Source organism: Methanolobus vulcani, assembly GCF_900100715.1.
GTDB lineage: Archaea > Halobacteriota > Methanosarcinia > Methanosarcinales > Methanosarcinaceae > Methanolobus > Methanolobus vulcani.
In genome coordinates, this window is sequence record NZ_FNCA01000001.1 from 350,345 (window position 1) to 375,393 (window position 25,049).

Here is a 25,049-nt window from a genome sequence, read left to right on the forward strand (position 1 = left end):
TTCCTGTTTTTTGACAGGAAAATTATAATCTTATGTAAGTCTTTTTTAATAAGACCAGTTACTGGAGTCATGACAATGAACATGGATTACGATGCATTTATAGTTGGTACAGGAGTCGCAGGTTCTTCAATAGCATATAAGCTCAAAGCTGCAGGGATGAAAGTTGCCATTGCAGATAAAACAGGCTTTGGAGGTATATGCGCATTTCACGGCTGTATCCCAAAGAAAATACTTAGCGGTGCATCGGAAATTGTGGACGGTGGAATACGCATGCATGGCAAAGGTGTCAATTGTGATCCTAAACTTGAATGGGCAGATATGATCAGTTTCAAAGATGAATTGGTCCACTCATTTACCGACCCGAAAGAAGCAGCTTTCAAAAAAGCAGGTATTGACACATATCATGGCATGGTGAGCTTCCACGACCATCACACTTTGCTTGTGGGAGAAAAACTCGTGTCTGCAAAGTATATATTACTGGCAATTGGTGCAACCTCAAGAAAAATAGAGATACCTGGTTCTGAGTACCTTACTACAAGTGATGAATTCCTTGACCTGAAAGCATTGCCTGATAAGATGATCTTTGCAGGTGGCGGATATATCTCATTTGAATTTGCCCATATAGCTGCAAGAGCCGGTGCAGATGTAACTATAATACACAGAGGCGAGAATCTGCTCAAGAACTTTGATCAGGACCTTGTAAGCATACTTGTGGAAGCATCGGAAAAGGCAGGTATCAAAGTCATAACCGGACAGGAACTTAGAGAGATAATAAAACACGAAAACAGTGACGTATCAAATGAGATTGCTTCCGAACTTGAACTTGTCACTTATGACAAGAAGTCCCAAAAAGAAGTTCGCCATAAATGCAACATGGTTGTTCACGGACTTGGAAGAGTTCCTGACATTGAAGGACTTGAAGCCGAAAAAGGCGGAGTGAAAATAGAGCATGGTGCAATTGCAGTGAACGAGTATCTGCAAAGTGTATCAAATCCTGCGGTTTATGCTGCCGGTGACTGTATTCTACCCGGACCTGCACTTACCCCGACTGCAAGTCTTCAGGCAAATGTGCTTGCTTCTAATATTATTAAAGGCAACAAACATACAGCAGACTATACAGGGATTGCATCCGCAGTTTTTACAATTCCAACTCTTGCAGCAGTTGGATTATTAGAGAAAAATGCCACAGATAAACACAAAGTGATCACCAGTGACCTTAGTAAACTCTATTCTGCAAGAAGAACAAACCTTGGATACTCTGTGTCCAAGGTAATTATTGAAAAGGACACGGAAAAGATAGTTGGCGCACACCTTATCGGACCCGGGGCAGATGATGTAATTAACATCTTCACTCTGGCAATAAAAGCAGGACTCACACTGCCGCAGGTAAGAGAAGCAATGTATGCATATCCTGCTAACAGTTATGATGTGAAATACATGCTAAGGTGAACACAGGATTCCTGTTCCTGTTCTTTTTTCTTCTTAGACATTACTCCTGACCGGCAGGTGCATCAAATGAGCGCAGGCGCATGGAAAGAAGAACTACACAGCCTATTATAGCTGCAGTTAGAATGAAAGACCATCTTCCGACAAGCCCATAAACAAAGCCCCCTCCTATCAGGCCAAAGATACCGGCAAAACTCATGACACTTCCTGAAACTCCCTGAACCAGTCCCTGGTCATCTTTTCCTGCAAGTCTTGCAAGCATGGATTGTATTGACGGCCACATCAGACCGTTTCCAAGAGCCAGCAATACTGCTGCTACATAGGTTAGGAATGTGGTTCCAAATGTCAGTACTACAAAGTTCAGGCCAAGAATGAAACTTCCACCAATTATCATTGTGGAATCCCTTGACCTTTTAGATATGTATGAAAGCACAGGCCCTTCAACGATTACAAGCACGATGCTCAAAAATGAAAAAAAGAAACCCAGTTCTGCTATGCTCCACTGGAGATAATTGGCTGCATGGACCGGAAATGCAGTGTAAAATGTATTGAATCCCAGGAAGATCAGGAAATAAATGATGAACATCAAACGAAGATCTGTCATTTTCCAGACATCCCTGATACCTTTTTTGTGATTTACATTGGGACTGGTCACATTAATTGACCTTGAATTGACATTTCCAGGATCGTTGTTAGCATCTGGTTTATTTTTTCGAGTCTCAGGGATGTACAATGCTATCATTATCAACCCTGCAAGAGCGATCAAAATGGCAGCCAAAACCGGAAGTGCTTCTCCATAGACTGTCACGCTCAGAATACCTGCAAGTGCCGGTCCCAGAATAAAACCGAGATTTGTGGATATTGAAAGTTTACCGAAATTACTGCTGCGGGTCTGATCTGTACTTATATCGGCAATATATGCATTAGATACAGAAACATTGCCACCGGTCAGACCATCCAGACCTCTTGCAAAGAAGAGCATTAACAAGGGAATAGTGATCATGAATTTACCAAGAAGACCTGAGTCTATATTGGTCAAAATTGTTACAGGTACAAAGAGCGCTATAAAGAACAATATCCATGACAGCAGAGTTCCGGCCTGGCTGACGAACAGGATCTTTTTCCTGCCGTAGATATCAGACCATTTTCCAAGAAGAGGTGAACCTATTAACTGGAAAAAAGGGTACATTGAGGAGAGAAGCCCATAAACAAGAGCATTGCCGCCAAATCTCTCTACTAGAAAAATCAGGAAAGGAAGAACTAGACTTATTCCCATGGTCCCGATAAAGTTCACCATGAGAAGAGGGTATATGGATACATCTGTTCCTTTCTCGTCTGACATTTATTAATAATTTTAGGGTGCGGTTAGTATATGATTTTTTTGAGAGGAGGAAATTAGTCCGTTCTTTTAAACATAGATTATAAACTATACTGTTTTTGATTTATCCCCACATGTGTGGGGAACTCTCGCATAGGTTGCAATATACTTCTTCAGATGACGGTTCATCCCCACGTGTGTGGGGAACTCGCGGGAATGTCTTGAGTCAATTGAAGAAGGTACGGTTCATCCCCACGTGTGTGGGGAACTCGTTGGATCTACGTCAATATTTGCAACTGTGAACGGTTCATCCCCACGTGTGTGGGGAACTCCAGAGCAAATAAGGCGTCCGGTACTGTAATAACGGTTCATCCCCACGTGTGTGGGGAACTCCAGAGCCGCAAATACAATATAACACGCTATCACGGTTCATCCCCACGTGTGTGGGGAACTCTGTTTCGCGATAATAGAGCCGCTGAAAGATGTCGGTTCATCCCCACGTGTGTGGGGAACTCTTTATTATTATTATTGTAATTTATTAGTTGTGCGGTTCATCCCCACGTGTGTGGGGAACTCCAGTATGCCGACCCCTATTAAAATTAAAATGTCGGTTCATCCCCACGTGTGTGGGGAACTCTATAGAGTAATTTGTCCCAGAGTCGCCAAACTCGGTTCATCCCCACGTGTGTGGGGAACTCTGCCTCTGAGGTCGCCCAATCTTGAATAGTTCCGGTTCATCCCCACGTGTGTGGGGAACTCTTATACAGGTCGCTCTGAGGGCGTGAAACGGTCGGTTCATCCCCACGTGTGTGGGGAACTCTGTTTTTAGGATCATACGGGAAATAGCCAAATCGGTTCATCCCCACGTGTGTGGGGAACTCTGTGATATATGGAATTTCGTAGTTTGTAGCCACGGTTCATCCCCACGTGTGTGGGGAACTCCAAAAAAAGCATGTAATTCGTCCAGACCTACGCGGTTCATCCCCACGTGTGTGGGGAACTCGTATTACTTTGATCAAGACAGCATCCTTGAACCGGTTCATCCCCACGTGTGTGGGGAACTCGGTAGAACATATCCCATTTGCCAGATATTTTATGGTTCATCCCCACGTGTGTGGGGAACTCGGAGGAATAGGTAAGAGCCTATCCTGAAAATACGGTTCATCCCCACGTGTGTGGGGAACTCTCGGAATCAAGGTTAATTTCATTTATGAAGTTCGGTTCATCCCCACGTGTGTGGGGAACTCGCAGTCACGGTTTCATCTGTCACCCGAACAGGCGGTTCATCCCCACGTGTGTGGGGAACTCTTTTACGGTGATGAACTCATAAGAGAATAGTACGGTTCATCCCCACGTGTGTGGGGAACTCTCTGATACTTGACTTTTGATACCTGGCACATTCGGTTCATCCCCACGTGTGTGGGGAACTCGTTTGGTGATGATCTGTTGTTGTGTGTTATGACGGTTCATCCCCACGTGTGTGGGGAACTCTGTGCATCATTTATGTAATCAATAAAGAAATAGGCTTCCGTCTTCTTTTATTATCAAGGTTTTATGGGATTTGAGTGAAACATCCACATGTTTGACATCTGTATCAGTAAAAATCATGAACATAAAACACCTAATCATTTAGTATCAGGTAAAAAAGATATTAACTTAACCCCATCCATTTCCTTCGGAATACGGCGGTTTTCGCCCATTGTAATAAAATCATAACCTGCTTCATTAGGATAGTTCCAGACAATGACCGCATTTCCATCTTCAAGACCTGCTTCGATGTTCTCAATAATCATGTCTCTTACCTTTACTGAATAATCACCAACATAAACACCTGCACGAACCTCTAATAACCATAAGGCCAGACGTCCACGCAGCCTGTCGGGTGCATTCTCAAGCACGATGACCAACATCGCCAATACTCCTTTCATTTGGAATTGCCGGTGGCCATTGATCCTTAGGTGTATCCGGGATATCAATTCCACCTGCCGAAAGAACATCTTCAATAGCAGGAATTATCTTCTTCAACAGTCTTGTTTCCCTGAATGCATCCCTGCAGGCAAGTCTTACAGCCCTTTCATAATTGGTATGTTTCTCAGATGCAACCCTGAAAGCAACGGGGATTACAGTTTCAAACTTGAAAAGGTCTGCAATGTCATACACAAAAGAACGGGGTTTTCCAGTATGAATGAAGCCTACAGCAGGAGAATAACCTGCGGCAAGAATTGCCGCTTCCGTTACACCATAAATACATGAAGTTGCAGAACTCAGACATTTGTTCTGTACATCTGCACTGTCCCAGTCTTCCGGATCATAACTACGTCCCTTCCATTCGACACCGTATTGCTGGGCGTACAACTGATATAATTTTTTAACACGTGCTGCTTCCATTCCACGCATCTGTTCAATACTGTAATTTTCAGGCACTGGCTCATTGAATCTAATTTCATACATCTTTCTGGAAACTCTGATTCTCATATCATCATCAAGGGCAAGCTTTGCTTGATACAACAACCTATCTGCACGTGCACCTCCCGGCTGTCCTGCTGAGTAAAGTCTGACACCAGCTTCTCCAACCCATATCAAAAGACAGCCAACACGTGCTGCAAGTGTTACTGCTGCATGGGATACTCTTGTACCAGGTTCAAGCATTAAGCAGGCAATTCCCCCTACAGGAATCTGTGAACGTACGCCATTCTTATCAATAATGACAAACGCCCCGTCCACTACATCAAGTTCGCCTTTTTCAAGGAACAGCAGTGAAAAACGTTCTTTTATTGTTATTGGTTTTAGTTTTGGAAGCATTCGATTAACACCTCATTCAAATGAATCAGATTTTTGCAAGAGTTAAGAGACCACATCCAAAAGATTTAGCAGGACCAATTCCATTTGCTATTTTAGCAATCAATAATTCCGGATTTTCTACAGTTAGAACTCCTAAAAAAGTTACAGTTTGAATCTTGCCAACATGCCGGTCTCCAGATTTATTCTTATAAAAACGAAGCAAGTTCTTGTGAACCAGTTCAACGGAATCTACTTCTGCACTACCCTCTAACTGCCTTTTAATCCATGCTACAATTTCCTCATCATGAATAAGAGGCACTCTTACTTTTCCTTGGTTTCTTTTGTCCTTGCCACTTTTGTCATTGATTTTTTTAGTTGGGTTCGCACACAACATGAATCTATAGCTATTTCCGGCTTTTAAGTCAAAATGAACTTCCTTTGGTTCTCTTAACATAATCAGTTCCTCGGATGTTGCTTGTGGCTGAGAGAGGGATTGCAAGAAAATGTGTTGTTCACAGTTTTGTCTGGTGTTTTCAATTCTGAATAAAAAGGAACGTTCAGCATCGGCTTGATCAGGGAACAATTGCCATATTATTTTGTGTAATCGATATGGATTTACCGGTTTATTGGATTTGAGCAACCACTTACTGAAGTACATGTTCATCTCCTAGAATGTATATTGTTCGTGTAGCAAACTGTCGCACCGGGTCTTGAATAGGAACATCACGGATTTGCATGGGTGATGAACCTGTTATCTTTTGCTCGCTGTACAGAGTGCCTTGTTTTGGCTCTATCTGGTCCAATGCTTGCTGGACATTTTCAGCGGATATTATTTTTTCAAATAAAGGGCGATGTATAGGACATGACCGACGCCCCAGAACTGGAGTATAATATGGTTTCTGAATAGCTTCCTTTACCTTTTCCAGAGTGTAAACTGCGTCATCTCTAAAAGCTAAAGCTAATGTAAATTCAGCATCGTACAGATATTCGCGATAAGAAATAATTGCATCAGATCGCGAGCTTCCATCGACTTTGCGGGCATCAAGGACAGTATGATAGTCTGTCAATTTTTGCATTCTTAATGGCTTTTCCTTGATACGGCCAAAATGCTCTGTTTTGAGCTTACGGCGATCAGCCCTTACAAAAAGCTCAAAACTTGCATTTAAATCTGCTCGACTTTGAATATCCGATCTGTCTATACCCAGACAAGCACCCAATAACCCGACAACTGCACTGCGGGTAGGAAATATGTGGCTTGGGCGATAATCCTCAAAGGTATGCCCACCCCAGGATTGCATTGCACCCTGCAACTTTATTATTAAATATTCTTGCATGGTTCACATCCCGGCTTAATTTCCATTATTTTTTAACCATTCCTTGAGCTTTGAGAGATCAGCACCCATATTCGTTGCAGTTTCTAAATTGCATTCCTTTGTACTGAAGAGGGCTTTCTTGTCATCTGTTAAGCCATAAGCACTGGAAATAGTCTTATGATAATCCAGCAAGGCATTAATTGAAGGCTCCATGAATCCGTTTCCTCTTGCTTTGACAGGATTTTCAAAAGCATTTGCTAATGATATTGGTTGATCACTAAAACTGACAAGTGCGAAATCTGCGAGGTTAAAAGCTGCAAAAGCATTTTGTTTGGCAGATGGCACGACTGTTGCCAGCATATGCAGGACATGTGAAGCAATATCCAGTGCCTGCTCACGGTCTACATCACCCAAGTTTTCTTGTAGCTGCCTGAGGTTTAAACTTGCATATCGATAGAACACACCTGAACTGAATTCAGTTGTATCTAAGTGAGCTGAACCGGTTTCTCCAGTTTCCTGATTCAGATCATCAACAGCAGTGAACCAATCTATATCAGTATCTACAGTGTGTGTTGTGATTGCATGTGCAACTGCAAGAGAAGCATCCACGATGGTCATTATTCCTGAAGTGGCCATTCTTCCGGATAAGGCTATGTCCTGACCATTTTGTAATGCTTCACGAAACAGCTTAACCTTTGTTTTATCATCGAGAAGCTTCTTTTTATCTGTTGCATTTTTCCATTCCTTTCCGAATTCCTTTTCATTCGGGAATTGCTCCTGTAACTGTTGATATAACTGACAGTATTGCTCCACTTCAGAGATAGTCCACGCTGCAACTGCACCAGATTGAGTGTTCTCCTTGATCTCTGATTCACCAGAAATCAATGACATAACAGATTTTACCAAGTTTTCACCATACTTGTCTTTCAAAGCTTCCACATACTTTGCAGTCAATTTTCCTAATTGTCTGGTTCTGTCACTTGGCATTCCAATGTTGTTTTTGTAGTAGTCTGAGTGCCTCATTGATCTCTTTAGACTCTGACTTGATATGCGCGTTCTTTTTATCCCACCGAATACAGCGGTTTTCTGCATGTTCATGTCATCCCTGTTAAGATTGGATGGACTGTGCGAAATCAAAATGTGGTAGTTGACATAATTCTTTTCATCCATGATTTACTCCTCCTCTTTAGTATAAATAAAGAAATTTTGAACAAGCTGTTTTTTTGATCTTTCTCCCCAATAGAACAGGCTTTTACCAAATGCATCCCAATCGATGCTCTTTAGTTTGGCTTGCTGTACAGCACGACGCAATTGAACCAGATCATTTGGTGAGCTTGAACGGACAATCTGAAAAATCCGTTTCTCACTGATTTTTCCATCGTTGAGTTGCCTGCCTAAAGGCTTGGCATTTTCACTATGTTTCTCAGCAAACGGTAAAAGGAAAGCTACGCGTGCCAGTTGTTTTATATATCCTGGATTTTGGTATCCTATAAGATGATAAAATGCTGGCAAACATTCCAGATCACCAGGAGTTGAAGCACGCCTTATTTCTGCACGTTGTCCATTATCCAGCGTTTCCCAGAAACGTTGATGAAGTTCAGTAAACTTTTCCATAATGTAACCTCATATTCTCCTATTATTTAGTTAGTTATTATCTCCTATTTTTGCAAGGTTTCTAGTTAGCGTTCTACGACCAGCTACAACAGCTTTCAGCAATTTTGGGTCATGCTCGTAGGGTAAAAAAGTAGTATCAAATGTACCCATAGCCAATTGAACAAAATAGTTTTTGTATTTTGATATCTCACTAACATCTAATCTTCTCATTATACTATGAAAAACTGGCTCAGACCCTGCAAAATAATTCTTTTTAGTTTGCTCTTTCAGTTTCTTTATTAAATTTGACTCCTGCTCCTTATTTCGTATAGTTCGAATTTCGTTTAACTCCTTTCCAAAAGAGTAGATGGCATAATCAAGTGCCTTTTGAGCATCTAAACCGTAGGATATTAGCAAATTAATTTCTGCTATCTGATTTTCCCAACCAGAAGATATTCCATATAATTCGTGTTTTCTAGCAGCTATACTTTCTTGTGATCCACCTTTAACATATCCTCCCACAACTAAATTTATTGATTTTCCACGACCAATCGTTTGTTCGTAGTGTGATACAACCACAGCTCTGCTTGCTCCTTCTTGTCCGGGACTTTTAGTATAAAAGTAACTTAGCATTTCAGTCCAAACAGGATAGTCTCTTCTCAAAGACAAAAATGGTTTTTTACTGGATTTATTTTCTTTAAAAGCTATTTCATCAATTGGTGTATGTGGATGTTTCCAAAATCCCTCAAAGTAACTCATTCCGGGTTCTGTTAAAAATCCGGATAATATATGATCGTCATCAACAAATAACTTTATTTTAGCAGGTTGCCAAAAAAGACCTCTTAGTAAACCAATGCTTTGGGCATTCTCTGGACTACTTTTATCAAATGAGGGGAGAACTACCCAACTAGGATTATTATTTTTGTTTCCATCAAGAAGAGAAGTATTTTGATGAAAATAATCTTTATTTATCACATTAGCCCAGATGGTTTTTCTTAAATTTGTAGCCTGTATCAATGTAGTTGATGGCATTGAGCCTTTTAAACCAACTGCAAATTGTGCACCACCTAAGCTAAAACCATTTGTAGCTTGCTGAAAAATTGCAATTGCAATTTCTCCATAAAACGCATTGTTGATTTCATATGCAGTATTAAAGAATGCTTTTGAAGAAGGCGAGCTACTACTAATTTCAGGCAAACCTATGAATAATTTCTGGAACGAAGTCCAGTTTTTAGGAGTCTGACCTTTTGAATTTGCATCTTTAGCTTTCACATCGGCACACTGCATAAATGGATATTTAGGATGTAACAAATCGAACCATTCCATAAATGACACTATGCCCTTCTCATAATCCGCCTCGCTCATTGTTTTTTCATAAGCATCTAACAAATCGTATTTGTCATCAGGCATGAAAATAACTTGTACAATACAAACTATCAGTTGCAAAGCAGCCATTTCCATATCATCGCGGGACAAACAAATCTGCCAGTCTTCATCATTACAAAGCAAACTTTTCAGGCTGATTGTTTCAAACTGCCCTTGCTTTTGAACTGGAATCCAATCCTCTGTAAGTAAATTAAAACCTGTCATATTTTGCCCTTCTGCAAACCTCTGTCCTGAGTATAAAGTAAGTAACCGCCATCATAATCAAAACGCCATCCTTCATCTGTTTTAGTCATAGCTAAGTAATACAATCCATCTCGATTTTCAGGCAAAATGCTCCTCCAAAAATTGCTGTCTGGAACTCCCAGACTGTTTTGGCTCAAAAGTTCCCGATCAAACTTATCATCTGGCTTGGGTACAGGCAAACCGTCCAAAAAGTATCTAACTCCAGCTTCTTCTGTCACCGGTATTACACTTAGATTCATTTTTCCTTCACGTGTAAGCGAATTTGCATTGCCTTCTGAATCCATAAAGAAAGTATCAGCTTGAGTCAGTCCCTTCGATATCCACTTACTTGCCCATTCTTCCGTTTCATATTCTTCATGCAATTTTGTCAATGACTCCGGCTCATTCTCCCATCTGCTCTTATCATAAACACGTTCAATCCAATCACGATATGCTTCTGGAAACTGGATTGTATTATTTTGCTCTAACAAGCATTGAGTGCGCCAAAGAACTCTTGTATTTTTATAGACAAAATTATGTAAGCCGTATATTTTCTTTGGATTATCAGTTAAATCCACATCAGCAATATTTGGCATCACAACCGTGCAGCGTGGCTTATTATAGGAATCAGGACGCTGCTTTAAATGCCTGTGCAACCTCCCCATACGCTGAAATAGCAGATCAATTGGACATATAAATGATATCATCCAATCAAAATCAATATCCAATGATTGTTCAATTACCTGAGTTCCAACTAATATCCGTCCCTGATCAGGACTCTTTTTATCATAATTATCCAATACTGTTTTTTCTTTATTCATTCTGTCACAGTATCGATATCTTGAATGGAAAATATCAACTGGAATAGAAGCCATTTCACCTAGAAGATGTGCATATCTTTGTGCATCATCAACTAAATTACAAACAATGCCGACTTTAGCTCCCTCTTCTGCTGCTTTAACTATCTGTTCAAGTTGTTCATTGGATATTGAACAATCATCCGTTTTCCATAACTCGATTTCAACAATTTTATCCTGAATATTGTTCCGAGTCTCTAATTTAAATATATGAACATCGCTATCTGTTGCCTGTAAAATCAAAGGATATTCTTTTTCATCGATTACAGCATCAGTACCCCACGCACTACACAGCGATTGCTTTTGATATGCAGGAAGAGTTGCAGATAGTAAAATGACACTGCCACCTGCTTGTTTTTGTTGTTTGATTACAGCTTCCAAAATGCCGTACATGTAAGCATCATAAGCATGAATCTCATCAATTATCAAAACACTTTTTCCGATTCCAAAACTCCGAACAAAATAATGCTTTAAGGGTCTTATTGCTGAAAGCATGACCTGATCAACAGTAGTGACTGCAATTTGTCCTAAAAAAGCACGTTTTCTGCTGGAAGATAACCATTCACTACACTGTGCACCGGCTTCAAGATCACCCTGAGGATTAATAGACTGTCTGTGTCTTTCAATCATCCTTTTGAAGTGTTCATTAGAATCCCGCTTCCCATGTGCCAGGATAACGTTGTCATTACTTTCGAATATTTTGTAAGCAACATTTTCCAGACGATCTAACATTGCATTTGCTGTTGCTTGCGTGGGCAAAGCAAAAACTATACTGTCCGCTAAACTATCCGCCAATAATCTGGATGCGTAAGCCAAAGCAGCTTCTGTTTTTCCACTGCCAGTACTGGCTTCAACTATGATTAAAGACTGTTCTACTGACAATCTATCGATTAGTGTTTGTATGTTCTGTGGTGTGTAATCAGGATAAAGAGCTTGCATCCCGCCAATAGTATGTACATGAGCTAAAAGACCAAAGTCATTCAAAGCTTTTAATGCATTTTCTTTTCTGCTACTAAAGTAATCCTCTAATGATGCTTCATTTGAGGATTCAATTTGTTGGAATTCAAAATGTTCTCTATTGGACCCCAGCCAATCACAAACACTACAAAATCCTGCAAGCAATACCGGTGGATTTTCTGTAGGGATATTATCAAAACTAATACCGGCAGGCTCTAAAAAAATGCGGTTCAATTCTTGTATCAACATTTGGCGAGCCAGGCAATCTTGCACTGTTACAGATTCATCAACAAATGGAGGAAAATTGGGTTCAGCGTTTGTAGGAATAGACCCGTGATGTCCTGCAACTGCGGCAAACCAATTTTGTAACCAGTCTTGCTGCCTGTAAGCAACATTCTCAAAATAAATATCACTTTCAAGCACGAACCACTTGTATCCTTCGTCACCATGAAAATAATTCTTCGTTCCTAAATTTTTAGGCAAATTTGCATTGTAGTTTGTTTCAGCTAAATCCAAAACCTTCATCTGGAACCGAACATCAAATTTCCCAAGATCATGTAACGCAACGAAGAACATCACCCATGCATGAGCTTGTTCTTCGAACAAGCCTGTTTCATGGGAAAAACGATGACGTATACTCGGGCTGTTCTCCCACCACTTATCAGCAACTGCTGCAACATCCATGCAGTGATAAGGCAATGGATGCCAGATTGACTCCTCCGCTTTCCCCCAATATTTGAATATTTCTTTCAATTAAATATCACTCTCACAATTGCTTGATGATAAATATTAAGCAAAATTCCAATGTATCTAATGTAATACTGTATACCTTTAATATATACTTTACTATTCAATAATTAAACTGTATTACTATCAAAATACTATGTACCCATATATCATCGAATACACCTATATACGTCTACTTGTATACAGGTAAACGATGCCAAATCTAACACTCATAACTACACTCTACACACTCGACCCCGTACTGGTCTGTATAACACGTCTTTCACCTTCAAGAGTGATAGTTATTACAGAAGATGGAGCAGTTGACAAGAAAGCCCAAGCAGAGCGGATACTGGAAACCACATTTGGCAAAGTGATTGAGATTCAGAAACTGATTACTTCGCTGTATGATCCGGTAATGGTTGCTCAGGATGTGGCAGATATCATTGAACAAGAACATGACATGGGAAATCAAGTAATTCTCAATGTGTCGGGCGGAAGAAAACCACAGGCATTTGGATCTCTTTTTGGAGCCTATGCACGAAGTGAAATGGTAAAAAAGGTTGTCTATGTAAAGGAAGAAGATAATGCTATGATCGAGTTTCCTATACTTGGGTTTAATATATCCCCCACCAAAAAAGCAATCCTTGAACATATTAAGCAGGGTGAGAAAGCAGTTAGCAAAATTGCCGTGAAAGTAGATATCTCAAGAGGAATGGCCTATAATCATATTCGTGAACTCAAGGAAATGGGCTACATATCAGATGAGGATGGATTCGACATTACCGATTCAGGAAGGCTTGCAGTAATCTGATCGTTCTTTTATATTTAGAGATAATTGCTAATGCAAAAAATTAATTCAGATAAGTTACTTTTACTGCATCCATGAAAGAACTATACCTTACTGATTGTTACCTGAAAGAGTTTGATGCAACTGTTGAAAGTGTAAAGGATGATAAATTCGTGGTTCTGGACCAGACTGCATTCTATCCAAAATCCGGCGGACAGCCACATGACACAGGGAAACTTGTGAAGGAAGACGGCACAGAGTTTCCTGTGATCTTCGCCGGAAAATTTGGTGGAGACATCAGTCATGAGGTTTCAAAACCCGGACTTAATCCAGGGGATAAAGTAAAGGGAATAATTGACTGGGACAGAAGGTACCGTTTCATGCAATATCACACCGCCTGCCACATTCTAAGTGCTATTATCCACAACGAGACAGGTGCCATGATAACTGGAAATCAGCTTGGAGAAGATAAGACTCGTGTTGACTTCAATCTGGAGGACTTTGACCGTGAGCAGATAGCTTCCTATGAAAGCAAGGTCAATGAGATTATAGATCGCAATATTCCGGTGAGCATTGATATAATGCCACGTGAAGAAGCTTTCAGCATTCCTTCTGTTGTCAAACTCAAGGATGCATTCCCTCCTGAGATCGAAGAGATAAGGATAATCAGTATTCCTGGTGTTGATGTGCAGGCATGTGGAGGTACACACATGGCAAATACCGGTGACATTCCACACATATCAATAATAAAAGCCGAGAACAAAGGAAAGAACAACAGAAGAGTATATTTTAAATTTGCAGATGAGTGAGAACTTATCGGCATTAATAAGATCTTAGATTTTATTTTTTGATTTTTCTTTTTAATATTGTCCTGATATATTATTCAGTTTCGTGGATATCTGGATTGAACAGAGGCAGAGATATATGAACTGTTGTTCCCACCCCTTCCTCACTTTCTACTTCTATTGCTCCGCAATGCAATTCCACAATATTTTTTGCCAGGTACAGACCAAGACCATTTCCACCATAGATACGGGTGGCTGAGCCATCCACCTGATAGAACCTGTCAAATATCCTGTCCATGCATGAACCCGGGATGCCAATTCCGTGATCAGTAACCGATATATGAACTTCCTTCTCTGATTCAGTGACGGTGATGGTAACTTTAGAATCCTTTGATGAGAATTTGATAGCATTATCCAGAATATACACAAAAAGATATTTCAGGAATTCACAGTTCCCATAAACAAGATGCATGTCGCCAGGACAGGCTTTTATTATACTGATGCCTTTTTCCTCTGATCTCATCGAAAGACTTGTAATTGCATTGTCCAGGACATCTTTCAGGTATATAGGAGATAGAACATGATATTTTTCAAAATAAAGAGAATTCATGTTGAGTAATGATTCTATGAGTCTTTCCAGACGCTCAGAGTTGGAAACAATTATTTTCATGCACTGTTTTTGCTTATCTTCCAGCTCACCCAGAAGACCTTCATATATTACTTCACTGTATCCTTTGATGGAAATCAGAGGAGTTTTTAATTCATGGGTTATGTTGGCAACAAACTCATCCTTCATTCTGTCCAGGGATTTCAGTTCCTCATAGGCTTTACGAGTTTCATTAATAAGACGTATATTCTCCACAGTTATGCCTATCTGGCGACCTACATTACCAAGTATGTTGAGATCGGATTTTGATATAATAGTATCCTGATCAGGCAGGAGTAAAATAACACCCACAAGATCCTCACGGGCCATGATTGGAATGTAAACTAATTTTCCGATGCTTTCCGAATCGATTATCCACTTCAGGCATCCTTCTATCTCATCAACTTTTCCGGTTATCCACGTGTTCTTAGTATCAGGAACCATCTTAAAGAGCGGATCATCTTCTTTTAAGCAGTCCAGCTTCTCGATTATCTTATCCCTGAAACCTGTGGAAGAGCACAGATCAAATCTGTGTTCTGCGGAATTGAAAAGGTAAACCGAGCCTGCAGAACAACCAACGTATGAATTGATCTCTTTAAGGATATCTCTTAGGAAATCTTTCATTTCCATTGAACTTGCAGCTATCATGGCCGTGGACTGGAGTATCACAAGATTACGATTCTTTCTTTGCAGATCCTCCTGGGCAAGTGATATTTCTGTTATATCCTGGGTTGTTCCCTGGAACAGCATCTGCCTTCCTTCACTGTCCCATGTGACCTCACCAAGAGAATGCAGTATACAGATACTTCCATTCTTTTTGATAAATCTGGTTTTAATATCAAATTTGTATCCCGGTATGGAAAGCGCCAGTTCAGTACATGAAGTGAAAGTTTCCCTGTCCTCCGGATGCATCCTGTCATAATAATGATCCCTTCCGATGTTAATTTCGCCAGGGGAGTAACCCATTAAATGATACATTTCATCTGACCAGAAATGTTTCTTTGTACGCAGGTCTACTTCCCAGCTTCCAACATGCGAGATTTCCTGCGCCCTGGCCAGTCTTTCACGGTGCTTCAGGATGGACTGTTCTGCTTTTTTTCGTTCGATACTGTCTATGAAAATGTCCCCGATAACCCTCATTAGTTTTACATAATTATGTGGCCATTGTTTTTTTCGGCCAATCGTATCGAATCCAAGAAAACCGATCATTTTTCCGCCGGACTGCAAAGGTATGGATAGCACGGATTCAATGCCTTCCTCTTGCAATACTATCTTCTCCTTATTGGCAGAAGGTGGTAGTTTTGATGTGTCAGGAATGTGAACGATCTCGGGACTGGCCATTTTTTCCATCCACCAGGGGAAATCACGCCCAGGGTAATTGTAAATTTTTCTGTTATCCCTATCGTTAGTGTGCCACTGGTATACCGTATCGTTTTCACCTGGTTCCAGGGACAGTAATATTAGGTAGCTGCGGTCAGCATCTGCAAAATCAGCCATTTTTTTAAGTGAATGTTCAATAGCATTGTCAATATGTTCTAATTTCTTTCCAATGAAATTAGAAGATATCTCTGCAACAAGGTTCTCAAACCTTAACTGAGATATTAATTCGTTTTCAGCAAAATGGCATTTCTGAGCCATTTTTGAAACGGTCATCCCGAAAAGAAGAAATCCAAAAAATACAAATGATCTGATGGAAAAGTTATATAGTGTTTCTTTTACTTCAATGGAAAAAGGCAGTATATTAACAGAAAAGAGCAGATGAGCTATGTACGTATCTGCAATTAAAAATGTCAGACCGAAACATATTGAAATCAGTATTATTTTTACGTCTTTTCTCATATACGTTCCTACTACAAAAAGAAAAATTCATTTCAGCATTGTAGATGCTTTATTTCTTTTTCAAGAGCGTTTAGGCTTACATTAGGCAAATATAGAGGATTTTATATATAACTTCCTATTTTATCTGGATTAAAAATTAAGGACTGGAATCATCAGGCAAAATGGATTACCTCAAGGACCTCCTGTGATAATTTCTATGCCCTTAACGCTTATTTCTTTACAATCCTTCTTTATATTATTACGCACTTAAATTCTTAAAGAGACAAGTATATGTAAAATGGTGCATTTACAAAGTAGGTTAAAATAGGTTGAGGTCACTTGAACGAAATCAAAACCTTACGGGCATTATGTAGAAAAAGATATAATTGCATTTGTCCTTTAAACCTATAAAATCAAAATGCGCAATAATTATTGCACTTATCTGCGGAGATAGACAAAATGAAAGTACTAGTCAGTGATCCATTATCAGAACAGGGATTAACAATACTTCAGCAGCATTTCACAGTTGATGTTATTACAAAACTTTCCGAAGAGGAACTTGTAGAGAAAATACCGGAATATGACGCACTTGTAATAAGAAGCGGAACACAGGTTACAAGAAAGGTCATCGAGGCTGCCGATAAGATGAAGATCGTGGGCAGAGCAGGCGTTGGTGTTGACAACGTAGACGTAGAAGCAGCAACAGAGAAAGGAATTATTGTTGTCAATGCGCCTGAAGGTAACATGCTTTCTGCCGCAGAACATACAATTGCTATGATGATGGCACTTGCAAGGAACGTACCTCAGGCCGATGCATCTCTTAAAGCTAAAAAATGGGAACGCAGCAAATTCATGGGTGTTGAGGTCAACGGAAAGACCCTTGGTGTTATCGGTCTTGGACGTATCGGTGCCGAAGTTGCCAAGAGAGCACAGGGTATGAACATGAATATCCTTGCATATGATCCCTTTGTCTCAGACGAGAGGGCAAAGGAAATGGGTGTGAAGATGATGTCCGTTCAGGAAATCGCAAAGGAAGCTGATTTCATTACAGTTCACACACCACTTACAAAAGATACAAGAAATATCATCGATGCCGAAGAGTTTGGCATGATGAAGAGCAACGCAAGAATAATCAATTGTGCACGTGGAGGCATCATCAACGAGGAAGCTCTTGCAGAAGCCCTGAATAGTGAAAAGATTGCAGGCGCAGCAATTGATGTCTTTACCAGTGAACCACCTTTTGACGGGCCACTTCTTGACTGTAAGAACATTATAGTTACTCCGCACCTTGGTGCTTCAACTGCAGAAGCACAGATCAATGTAGCAGTTTCAGTTGCAGAAGAAGTTGTTGCTGTACTTAACGGCGGAACTGCAAAGAATGCGATTAATATTCCTTCCGTAAAACCAGAGCTTATGACAATGCTTGCTCCTTACATTCAGCTCGCTGAGACAATGAGCAATGCATGCGCGCAACTCCTTGGTAAGAACTACGAGAAGATCTCAATATCATACAACGGTGACATCGCTGAGAAGGATACAAGACCTGTCACAGTTGCCGCGATAAAAGGTATGCTGCAGGTTGCCCTGGGTTCTGCAGTGAACTATGTGAACGCAGGTGCCCTTGCAAAGTCAAGGAAAGTAGAAGTTATCGAAAGCAAGTCAGAGACAACAGAAGAGTTCAGCTCCACCATAAAGATTGAAGTTACTATGGGTGATGAGAGGGTATCCATTGGCGGTACTGTTATAGCAGGCAAAGGAAAGATCATAAGTGTCAATGGAGAGCATGTTGATATTGTGCCATCCGGATACATGATCGTTGCAACACACGTCAATAAGCCAAATGTTATCGGACCATGCTGCCTTGTGCTTGGAAAGAACGGCATAAATATTTCCGGTATGCAGGTAGGAAGAGCTGAAATAGGTGGAACTACCATAATGGTACTTAATGTTGATTCCGAAGTGCCTGAGAATATATTGAAAGAGATGAGGGCAGTTGAAGGAATAATCGACGCCAAGCTCATCAAATTATAAACCCGGAACAAAATACTATAAACAAAAAGGATGGTAGCAGCTAAAAATGATGCGAAAGCGAATTTATCATCGATTTCCGCACAGGACTGTGGAGTTTGAACAGAAATACCGCTACCATTCGGACCTACCTTTTTTTGTAAAAGTGATGGCAAACATGGACGGCAAGTTCGGGATGTTCGTTACCGAATCGGTAACCAAGAGAGGACACCGCATCCAGGCTAAAAGAGAAATAGGTGTGGAAATCGTTACCAACGGAATTGATTTTTCACCTCTGAATTATGATACCGTGGAAGGTGTACTTGATACACTTGAACCTGAAGGTATTGTGGATTTCAGGATACATCTGAGATACAGCTACCTTGACGGAAAGTATAACCGTGTGCCATTCAGGGGAGATATCTATCTTGTCAGGGCCATCCTTGAGCATGAACTGCTTGTTCTCCAGATCAATCATATAGACGGTCCGAAGAGAACCGAATGTGGCAGAGTTGCCGACACTATTATAGATGAACTTCGCAGAGGTTCCTGATGGACGAGCTGATGCTTGTTGCAGCTACCCCTTTCAAAAGAAATAACAAAAAATCCCTGTCAATTAAGGATTTTGAATTTGTTCTATCCTTTGATCTGAAATGGATGGCACCAGATGCTGCATCAAAGATCAGGGATAAGGCGATAGGGGCTCAGTTGCTTAGGTTTGAAGGAGCAGAGCTTACTCCTGCATTTGATATTTCCAAAATAGAAATACCGCATGGTTTCAAACCATCAGGTTCACTGTTTCAGGAAAGGTCAATTATAGAGGATATCATTGCCATGATCGTTGCCAGTTGTGGGAAGAATACTAAAGATACCATAGTTATGATCAATAAAAAACAGGAAGAACTTGGGGATCTTATAGATATCGAGATAGCAGGACTTCTGGTTGCAAGGGAAATGGGATGCAGCATTGATTCTATCTATGACCGTGTTTATAGTAAGGTCTTAGGAACCGGAGAAAAATCCACATAATCTTTATGTACTATTAATGTTATTCAGACACCAGTCTGAGTTTACAGACTCTATGTTCTTACTTAACTGACACCTAACGGATGTTCGAACGCACATTGTGCGTGAGTGAGACAAACTCTTGCGGAGGAACATTATGAGCAAGACTACAAACGTAAAAATCCAAAGAAAGACAAACCCTCACACTCCTGTGCTCATTGCAGCACTGAAGGAAGGGGCACGCCAGAACGAAGTCGCAATCTGGAGAGATGTGGCTAAGAGGCTGGAAAAACCTGGCAAGAACTATGCACAGGTAAACCTCAGTAAGATCAACAGGTACGCAAAGGACGGAGAAACTGTCATTATTGCAGGAAAAGTACTTGGTGCAGGACTCCTCGAGAAGGCAGTCACCGTTGCAGCATACAACTTCAGTGCAACCGCAATGGAAAAGATCGCAGAGGTTGGCGGCAAATGCCTGACCATTGAACAGATCATGGAAGAGAACCCAAAGGGTTCAGGTATCAAGATCTTGCAGTAGGTGAAGAAAATGACAATTATCGATGCAGAAGGACTTATTCTGGGCAGACTTGCAAGTACTGTTGCAAAAAAGCTGCTTGCTGGTGAGAAGGTCGAGATCGTCAATGCTGAGAAAGCAGTAATCTCCGGTTCAAAGTACACCACAATGAGAGAGTATGATGAAACCGTGAGAAGAGGAAAGCCTGAATTCGGTCCTTATTTCCCAAAGAGACCGGACCGCATTCTTAAGAGAACAGTAAGAGGTATGCTCCCCTACAAACGTGCAAGGGGAAAAGCAGCAATGGCTAACCTTAAGGTATACGTTGGCATTCCAATGGAACTTGAGAACAAGGAATGTATAAAGATCGAAGAGGCAAACATGGATCGCCTCAGTTCAAACAAGTACCTCAAACTCGGCGACCTCAGTAAGAAACTCGGTGCTAAGTTCTAAGAAGGAGGAAGATCATAATGACTACTAAAGTTATAACCTCATCAGGTAAAAAGAAGACAGCTATTGCACGCGCAACAGTAAAGAAGGGAACCGGAAAGGTGCGCATCAACAAGAAGCCACTTGAGATCTTTGATCCGGAATTTGCAAAGCTCAAGATCACAGAAGCAGTTATGCTTGCTGGCGAGGCTGCTGAAAGCGTGGACATAGATGTCACAGTAAAGGGCGGCGGAATCATCGGTCAGGCAAATGCTGCAAGGACTGCAATTGCAAGAGGCATTGTAGACTGGACCAATGATACAGCCCTCAGAGATACTTACATGGCATACGACCGTAATCTCCTGGTCAATGACTCCAGGCAGAAGGAAACCAAGAAGTTTGGTGGACCAGGTGCACGTGCCAAATATCAGAAATCATACAGGTAGGCGAAAGGATGTTACCAGTTCGATGTTTCAGCTGTGGAAAAGTTGTCTCAAATGTTTGGGAAGAATACAAACAGCGTGTTGCTGAAGGTGAAGACGCGGCTGCTGTACTGGATGATCTTGGGGTTGTCCGCTACTGTTGCAGAAGGATGATCCTTTCACACGTCGAGCTAGTAGATACACTTGCCCCATACCAGTAAAGGGGCCGTAGGGTAGCCTGGACCATCCTTCGGCGTTCGGGACATATGTATTTACTATGCGAAACACGCCGGAACCTGAGTTCAAATCTCAGCGGTCCCACACCCTTTAATCAGGTATACTGGTTTAGACTGAAATGTAATATGACCACATTCGGAGGGATTCCGAATAAATTTATATTTATCAGGGTTATCATTGACCGCATTAATGGCTATTCATACAGGAACACTTTTTGGAAGCAATAGGGGTAGCTATCTATAATTGGGCTGTTGATATTTCCATATATTATTTTGATCAGGTGATCTATTGACTACTGAACATTACACCAGGTATGAAAAGGCAAGAATCGTTGGTGCGAGAGCACTTCAGATTTCTATGGGAGCTCCAGTGCTCATCGATGATCCAAGCATGAACTCATTATTCCTTGCCAAGAGAGAATACGAACTTGGGGTCATCCCCATTACTGTTAAAAGAGATGCATAATTTTTAAAACTATTTTAAGGTGATTTTATGGATTCAATTGAAGAAACTACAACTAATGAAGTTACTACCGAAACAACAACAACCGAGACAGGAGAAGAAGCAAAAACAACTTCACTTGTACCTATAGACGAGTACCTTGCAGCAGGTGTGCACATCGGTACCCAGCAGAAGACCGAGAACATGATGAAATTCGTTTATCGTGTCAGAACAGATGGTCTTTACGTACTTGACATCCAGGCAACCGATGAAAGAATTAAGCTCGCAGCTGCATTCCTTGCAAACTACGACCCACAGAGAATTCTTGTGGTTTCCGCAAGACAGTACGGCCAGTTCCCTGCAAAGATGTTCGCAAAGGCAATCGGTGCAAAATCAATGGTAGGAAGGTTCATTCCTGGAACCCTCACAAACCCAAAGGTAGAGTACTTCTACGAGCCTGATGTGGTAATTGTAACCGACCCAACCGGTGATGCACAGGTAATCAAGGAAACCGTGAATGTGGGTATCCCTGTTGTTGCACTCTGTGATACTAACAACATGACGTCAAACGTTGACCTTGTTATCCCAACCAACAACAAAGGTAGAAAAGCACTTTCCCTTGTCTACTGGCTGCTGGCAAGAGAGATCGCAAAGGCCAATGACTCAATGTTCACTTATGAACTTGAAGACTTTGAAGCTGGAGTCTGAACTGACAACTTGTTAAAAGCATACTACATATATCCAGAAACCCTTATAGAATGATATAGGGTGATCAGTAGTATGAGACAAACAACCGTTGCCGGTCAATTCTACCCGCAAAATCCGAAAAGTCTGAAAAAGGAACTTAGCAGGTGCTTTAAGGATGTGGCTATCTCAGAGGAGCCTATTCTTGGTGCTGTCGTGCCTCATGCAGGATACGTATATTCCGGAGAGGTGGCAGCACATGCATATGCCCGGCTTCCGAAAGCAGACACATACGTCCTGTTTGGCCCAAACCATACAGGATATGGCTCTGCAGTAGCTCTTTCCCAGGATAGTTGGACAACTCCTCTCGGGGTTGTTGAAACAGACAGAGAGATCGGAAAGCAGCTAGCCGGATCTATTATAGACTTTGATGAGCTTGCGCATCATTTTGAGCATTCCATTGAAGTGCAGATACCATTTTTGCAGCATCGTTTCGACAGTGACTTTACAATACTTCCAATATGCATGGGACTTCAGGATGAAGAAACAGCCATGGAAGTAGGATCAGAGGTAGCCAGAGCAGTTAAGACCACAGGGAAGAAAGCGGTCTTTATCGCATCCAGTGACTTTACGCATTATCAGCCGGATGCTGTTGCAAGGGATCAGGATAGCTACCTGATAGAAGCTATACTGGATATGGACATTCCTGAGTTTTACAGGCGCAGGGAAGAAAGAAATATCTCTGCATGTGGATTTGGACCTATCGCGGCCATGCTCGCAGCTTCAAAAGAATTTGGAGCAAGCACTGCCTCATTGATAAAATATGCAACAAGCGGTGATGTTAGCGGGGATATATCAGGAGTTGTCGGATACGCGGCAATCACTATTGAATAAGGTCAGTAAGACCTGTATTCACAAAACAGATCATAATATCACATAAGGATAAGAAAATCTATGATCACATGCTCCGCACCCGGAAAAGTTTACCTTTTTGGTGAACATGCAGTTGTATATGGAGAAAGCGCTATCTGCTGTGCTATTGAACTTCGCACGAAAGTAAGTGTGGAAAAATCCGATGAAATAATCATCGAATCTGTTCTGGGACGCACCGGGCTGGACCATGATAACCATCCTTATGTATCATATGTCATTGAAAAGATGCGTCAATTTACTGACATACAAGGTGTACATATAGTCATAGAATCCCAACTTCCGGTGGGTTCAGGACTTGGGTCATCAGCTGCAGTTACAGTTGCAAGCATTCAGGCATTGAATCATCTTTACGAATGTGAACTTTCCCTGGAAGACATAGCAAAGACCGGGCATGAGATCGAAAGAATGGTTCAGGGCAATGCAAGCCCAACTGATACATACGTCAGCACCATGGGTGGTGTCGTTATGATTCCGCAGAGGAAGAAACTTGACCTTATCAATTGTCCTATTGTGGTCGGCAATACTCACAAATTCTCTTCTACAAAAGAACTTGTAGGCAATGTTGCAAAACTGAGAAGCGATTTTCCATCTGTGGTTGAGCCAATACTTTCCAACATCGGACAAATGTCCATTCTGGCAGAAAGACTGGTTGCTGAAGGTGACTACGAAACCATCGGGAAACTCATGAACATTAATCAAGGGCTACTGGATGCCATTGGTGTTGGTAGTGCAGAGCTTTCATCCCTGGTATATGCTGCCCGTGGCAGTGGTGCCATTAGCGCCAAGATCACAGGCGCAGGTGGCGGAGGTTGTATGGTTGCACTTGCCCGGGAAAATAATGCACAGGACATTGCAAAAGCAATAGAGGATACTGGCGGAGAAGCCATAATTACAAAGAATACGGCAGAAGGCGTGCGATTGGAGTCATTGCATGGATAACACTAATATTACTATCCTGAAGATTGGCGGTAGTGTCATCACAGACAAGAGTGCTGATGACGGTGCTGCAAGAATAAATCAGATCGAAAGAATAGCATCTGAGATTGCAGGTTTTGAAGGAAAACTTATCATTGTACATGGAGCAGGGTCATTTGGACACCCACAGGTCAAACGTTTCGGACTTACCGGGAAATTCGACCATGAAGGTTCCGTAATTACGCACATGTCAGTAAGGAAACTCAACACCATGGTTGTTGAAGCCTTAAACTCTGCAGGAGTTAACGCATTGCCAGTACACCCAATGGCATGCACAGTATCAAACAACAGCCGCATAAAAAACATGTTCCTTGATCAGATCGAAGAAATGCTTGCAAATGGATTTGTGCCTGTTCTTCATGGTGACATGGTAATGGACATCGAACTTGGAACCTCGGTACTTTCAGGCGACCAGATAGTCCCATATCTGGCAATACAGATGAAAGCATCAAGAATAGGAATTGGAAGTGCAGAAGAAGGCGTTCTTGACGACAGGGGAGAAGTCATACCCATCATCAACAATGGAAATTTCGATAAGATAAAGGCGTATCTTGGTGGTTCTGCCAACACAGATGTCACCGGCGGCATGCTGGGAAAAGTACTTGAGCTTTTAGAACTAAGTGAGCAATCAAACAGCACTTCTTATATATTTAATGCAGGCAATACAGGAAATATATCTGAGTTCCTTAACGGTAAGAATATTGGTACAGCAATTGGTACCAGGACAATTTAACAAACATATTTTGTAAAGATATTAATAAGGG

General features: G+C 41.3%; 25 protein-coding genes, 1 tRNA gene and 1 CRISPR repeat array. Of the genes, 16 read left to right on the plus strand and 10 right to left on the minus strand.

The features are described 5' to 3' along the window. Positions 1–75: 75 nt before the first annotated feature. On the plus strand, positions 76–1,449 hold the full coding sequence (locus BLP52_RS01515) for a dihydrolipoyl dehydrogenase family protein (protein ID WP_091708387.1): 1,374 nt from the start codon (positions 76–78) through the stop codon (positions 1,447–1,449). A gap of 40 nt (positions 1,450–1,489) precedes the next feature. Here BLP52_RS01515 and BLP52_RS01520 read toward each other — a convergent pair whose 3' ends face one another. The 9 genes from BLP52_RS01520 to cas3 form a co-directional block, all read right to left on the minus strand. Next, positions 1,490–2,788, minus strand: coding sequence for an MFS transporter (locus tag BLP52_RS01520; protein WP_091708080.1), 1,299 nt, complete (start codon positions 2,786–2,788; stop codon positions 1,490–1,492). A gap of 96 nt (positions 2,789–2,884) precedes the next feature. Continuing rightward, positions 2,885–4,255: a CRISPR direct-repeat array (repeat unit 29 nt; unit sequence CGGTTCATCCCCACGTGTGTGGGGAACTC). A gap of 134 nt (positions 4,256–4,389) precedes the next feature. Next, complete coding sequence (cas2e, locus tag BLP52_RS01525) at positions 4,390–4,674, minus strand: type I-E CRISPR-associated endoribonuclease Cas2e (RefSeq protein WP_091708082.1); 285 nt, start codon at positions 4,672–4,674, stop codon at positions 4,390–4,392. Further along, the gene (cas1e, locus tag BLP52_RS01530) at positions 4,655–5,566 is read right to left on the minus strand and encodes a type I-E CRISPR-associated endonuclease Cas1e (RefSeq protein WP_091708084.1); all 912 of its coding nucleotides are present in this window, start codon (positions 5,564–5,566) and stop codon (positions 4,655–4,657) included. Before cas1e ends, cas2e begins: the two co-directional genes overlap by 20 nt. A gap of 25 nt (positions 5,567–5,591) precedes the next feature. After that, on the minus strand, positions 5,592–6,203 hold the full coding sequence (cas6e, locus tag BLP52_RS01535; protein ID WP_162272920.1) for a type I-E CRISPR-associated protein Cas6/Cse3/CasE: 612 nt from the start codon (positions 6,201–6,203) through the stop codon (positions 5,592–5,594). Further along, positions 6,190–6,879 (minus strand): type I-E CRISPR-associated protein Cas5/CasD, encoded by a 690-nt coding sequence (gene cas5e / locus BLP52_RS01540; RefSeq protein WP_091708088.1) that lies wholly within the window; start codon positions 6,877–6,879, stop codon positions 6,190–6,192. Before cas5e ends, cas6e begins: the two co-directional genes overlap by 14 nt. Positions 6,880–6,894: 15 nt before the next feature. Further along, positions 6,895–8,028: a type I-E CRISPR-associated protein Cas7/Cse4/CasC gene (gene cas7e, locus BLP52_RS01545; protein ID WP_091708090.1), complete on the minus strand. Its 1,134-nt coding sequence runs from the start codon at positions 8,026–8,028 to the stop codon at positions 6,895–6,897. A gap of 3 nt (positions 8,029–8,031) precedes the next feature. Next, positions 8,032–8,472 (minus strand): type I-E CRISPR-associated protein Cse2/CasB, encoded by a 441-nt coding sequence (gene casB, locus BLP52_RS01550; RefSeq protein ID WP_091708092.1) that lies wholly within the window; start codon positions 8,470–8,472, stop codon positions 8,032–8,034. Positions 8,473–8,502: 30 nt separating this feature from the next. After that, positions 8,503–10,041 carry a type I-E CRISPR-associated protein Cse1/CasA gene (gene casA / locus BLP52_RS01555; protein ID WP_091708093.1) on the minus strand — a complete coding sequence of 513 codons (1,539 nt, stop codon included), beginning with the start codon at positions 10,039–10,041 and terminating at the stop codon, positions 8,503–8,505. Beyond that, the gene (gene cas3 / locus BLP52_RS01560; protein ID WP_091708095.1) at positions 10,038–12,626 is read right to left on the minus strand and encodes a CRISPR-associated helicase/endonuclease Cas3; all 2,589 of its coding nucleotides are present in this window, start codon (positions 12,624–12,626) and stop codon (positions 10,038–10,040) included. Before cas3 ends, casA begins: the two co-directional genes overlap by 4 nt. A gap of 187 nt (positions 12,627–12,813) precedes the next feature. Here cas3 and csa3 point away from each other — a divergent pair, with 187 nt between their 5' ends. After that, the gene (gene csa3, locus BLP52_RS01565) at positions 12,814–13,413 is read left to right on the plus strand and encodes a CRISPR-associated CARF protein Csa3 (RefSeq protein ID WP_091708097.1); all 600 of its coding nucleotides are present in this window, start codon (positions 12,814–12,816) and stop codon (positions 13,411–13,413) included. A 71-nt stretch (positions 13,414–13,484) separates the two neighbouring features. Further along, the gene (gene alaXM / locus BLP52_RS01570; protein ID WP_091708099.1) at positions 13,485–14,198 is read left to right on the plus strand and encodes an alanyl-tRNA editing protein AlaXM; all 714 of its coding nucleotides are present in this window, start codon (positions 13,485–13,487) and stop codon (positions 14,196–14,198) included. 70 nt (positions 14,199–14,268) lie between these two features. Here alaXM and BLP52_RS01575 read toward each other — a convergent pair whose 3' ends face one another. After that, entirely contained in the window at positions 14,269–16,473 is a 2,205-nt protein-coding gene (locus BLP52_RS01575) for an ATP-binding protein (protein ID WP_162272921.1), read from the minus strand. Positions 16,474–17,097: 624 nt separating this feature from the next. On the opposite strand from BLP52_RS01575, the gene serA reads away from it, so the two are divergent. The 13 genes from serA (at position 17,098) to BLP52_RS01640 (ending at position 25,018) form a co-directional block, all read left to right on the plus strand. Beyond that, a complete protein-coding gene (gene serA, locus BLP52_RS01580) occupies positions 17,098–18,669 on the plus strand; it encodes a phosphoglycerate dehydrogenase (RefSeq protein ID WP_091708102.1) in 1,572 nt (523 codons plus the stop codon). A gap of 46 nt (positions 18,670–18,715) precedes the next feature. Then, positions 18,716–19,198 (plus strand): hypothetical protein, encoded by a 483-nt coding sequence (locus BLP52_RS01585; RefSeq protein WP_091708104.1) that lies wholly within the window; start codon positions 18,716–18,718, stop codon positions 19,196–19,198. Then, positions 19,198–19,674 carry a DUF2240 family protein gene (locus BLP52_RS01590; RefSeq protein ID WP_091708105.1) on the plus strand — a complete coding sequence of 159 codons (477 nt, stop codon included), beginning with the start codon at positions 19,198–19,200 and terminating at the stop codon, positions 19,672–19,674. The genes BLP52_RS01585 and BLP52_RS01590 overlap by 1 nt, the downstream gene beginning before the upstream one ends. 133 nt (positions 19,675–19,807) lie before the next feature. Then, the gene (locus BLP52_RS01595) at positions 19,808–20,188 is read left to right on the plus strand and encodes a 50S ribosomal protein L18e (protein ID WP_091708107.1); all 381 of its coding nucleotides are present in this window, start codon (positions 19,808–19,810) and stop codon (positions 20,186–20,188) included. A gap of 9 nt (positions 20,189–20,197) precedes the next feature. After that, positions 20,198–20,617, plus strand: a complete 420-nt coding sequence (locus tag BLP52_RS01600) for a 50S ribosomal protein L13 (RefSeq protein WP_091708109.1) — start codon at positions 20,198–20,200, stop codon at positions 20,615–20,617. A 17-nt stretch (positions 20,618–20,634) separates the two neighbouring features. Further along, a complete protein-coding gene (locus BLP52_RS01605) occupies positions 20,635–21,039 on the plus strand; it encodes a 30S ribosomal protein S9 (protein ID WP_091708111.1) in 405 nt (134 codons plus the stop codon). Between the two features lie 8 nt (positions 21,040–21,047). After that, the gene (locus BLP52_RS01610) at positions 21,048–21,236 is read left to right on the plus strand and encodes a DNA-directed RNA polymerase subunit N (RefSeq protein ID WP_023846039.1); all 189 of its coding nucleotides are present in this window, start codon (positions 21,048–21,050) and stop codon (positions 21,234–21,236) included. Position 21,237: 1 nt separating this feature from the next. Next, positions 21,238–21,336: transfer RNA gene (locus BLP52_RS01615), tRNA-Pro, on the plus strand. Between the two features lie 204 nt (positions 21,337–21,540). After that, on the plus strand, positions 21,541–21,717 hold the full coding sequence (locus tag BLP52_RS01620) for a DNA-directed RNA polymerase subunit K (protein WP_091708113.1): 177 nt from the start codon (positions 21,541–21,543) through the stop codon (positions 21,715–21,717). A 27-nt stretch (positions 21,718–21,744) separates the two neighbouring features. After that, positions 21,745–22,401: a 30S ribosomal protein S2 gene (rpsB, locus tag BLP52_RS01625; RefSeq protein ID WP_091708115.1), complete on the plus strand. Its 657-nt coding sequence runs from the start codon at positions 21,745–21,747 to the stop codon at positions 22,399–22,401. 72 nt (positions 22,402–22,473) lie between these two features. Next, positions 22,474–23,271 carry an MEMO1 family protein gene (locus BLP52_RS01630; protein WP_091708117.1) on the plus strand — a complete coding sequence of 266 codons (798 nt, stop codon included), beginning with the start codon at positions 22,474–22,476 and terminating at the stop codon, positions 23,269–23,271. A gap of 60 nt (positions 23,272–23,331) precedes the next feature. Further along, on the plus strand, positions 23,332–24,249 hold the full coding sequence (locus tag BLP52_RS01635; RefSeq protein ID WP_091708119.1) for a mevalonate kinase: 918 nt from the start codon (positions 23,332–23,334) through the stop codon (positions 24,247–24,249). Next, entirely contained in the window at positions 24,242–25,018 is a 777-nt protein-coding gene (locus BLP52_RS01640; protein WP_091708121.1) for an isopentenyl phosphate kinase, read from the plus strand. Before BLP52_RS01635 ends, BLP52_RS01640 begins: the two co-directional genes overlap by 8 nt. The last annotated feature ends 31 nt before the right edge of the window (positions 25,019–25,049 follow it).

Excerpts from the sequence above, each read along its gene's own strand:
- cas6e (WP_162272920.1), bottom strand. The coding sequence starts at position 6,203 with ATGTACTTCAGTAAGTGGTTGCTCAAATCCAATAAACCGGTAAATCCA.
- BLP52_RS01640 (WP_091708121.1), top strand. The coding sequence starts at position 24,242 with ATGGATAACACTAATATTACTATCCTGAAGATTGGCGGTAGTGTCATC.
- BLP52_RS01610 (WP_023846039.1), top strand. The coding sequence starts at position 21,048 with ATGTTACCAGTTCGATGTTTCAGCTGTGGAAAAGTTGTCTCAAATGTT.
- cas1e (WP_091708084.1), bottom strand. The coding sequence starts at position 5,566 with ATGCTTCCAAAACTAAAACCAATAACAATAAAAGAACGTTTTTCACTG.
- cas5e (WP_091708088.1), bottom strand. The coding sequence starts at position 6,879 with ATGCAAGAATATTTAATAATAAAGTTGCAGGGTGCAATGCAATCCTGG.
- BLP52_RS01575 (WP_162272921.1), bottom strand. The coding sequence starts at position 16,473 with ATGACCGTTTCAAAAATGGCTCAGAAATGCCATTTTGCTGAAAACGAA.
- casB (WP_091708092.1), bottom strand. The coding sequence starts at position 8,472 with ATGGAAAAGTTTACTGAACTTCATCAACGTTTCTGGGAAACGCTGGAT.
- casA (WP_091708093.1), bottom strand. The coding sequence starts at position 10,041 with ATGACAGGTTTTAATTTACTTACAGAGGATTGGATTCCAGTTCAAAAG.
- alaXM (WP_091708099.1), top strand. The coding sequence starts at position 13,485 with ATGAAAGAACTATACCTTACTGATTGTTACCTGAAAGAGTTTGATGCA.
- BLP52_RS01605 (WP_091708111.1), top strand. The coding sequence starts at position 20,635 with ATGACTACTAAAGTTATAACCTCATCAGGTAAAAAGAAGACAGCTATT.
- BLP52_RS01520 (WP_091708080.1), bottom strand. The coding sequence starts at position 2,788 with ATGTCAGACGAGAAAGGAACAGATGTATCCATATACCCTCTTCTCATG.
- BLP52_RS01515 (WP_091708387.1), top strand. The coding sequence starts at position 76 with ATGAACATGGATTACGATGCATTTATAGTTGGTACAGGAGTCGCAGGT.
- BLP52_RS01630 (WP_091708117.1), top strand. The coding sequence starts at position 22,474 with ATGAGACAAACAACCGTTGCCGGTCAATTCTACCCGCAAAATCCGAAA.
- BLP52_RS01635 (WP_091708119.1), top strand. The coding sequence starts at position 23,332 with ATGATCACATGCTCCGCACCCGGAAAAGTTTACCTTTTTGGTGAACAT.
- cas2e (WP_091708082.1), bottom strand. The coding sequence starts at position 4,674 with ATGTTGGTCATCGTGCTTGAGAATGCACCCGACAGGCTGCGTGGACGT.
- BLP52_RS01590 (WP_091708105.1), top strand. The coding sequence starts at position 19,198 with ATGGACGAGCTGATGCTTGTTGCAGCTACCCCTTTCAAAAGAAATAAC.
- rpsB (WP_091708115.1), top strand. The coding sequence starts at position 21,745 with ATGGATTCAATTGAAGAAACTACAACTAATGAAGTTACTACCGAAACA.
- BLP52_RS01595 (WP_091708107.1), top strand. The coding sequence starts at position 19,808 with ATGAGCAAGACTACAAACGTAAAAATCCAAAGAAAGACAAACCCTCAC.
- BLP52_RS01600 (WP_091708109.1), top strand. The coding sequence starts at position 20,198 with ATGACAATTATCGATGCAGAAGGACTTATTCTGGGCAGACTTGCAAGT.
- cas7e (WP_091708090.1), bottom strand. The coding sequence starts at position 8,028 with ATGGATGAAAAGAATTATGTCAACTACCACATTTTGATTTCGCACAGT.
- csa3 (WP_091708097.1), top strand. The coding sequence starts at position 12,814 with ATGCCAAATCTAACACTCATAACTACACTCTACACACTCGACCCCGTA.
- BLP52_RS01585 (WP_091708104.1), top strand. The coding sequence starts at position 18,716 with ATGATGCGAAAGCGAATTTATCATCGATTTCCGCACAGGACTGTGGAG.
- serA (WP_091708102.1), top strand. The coding sequence starts at position 17,098 with ATGAAAGTACTAGTCAGTGATCCATTATCAGAACAGGGATTAACAATA.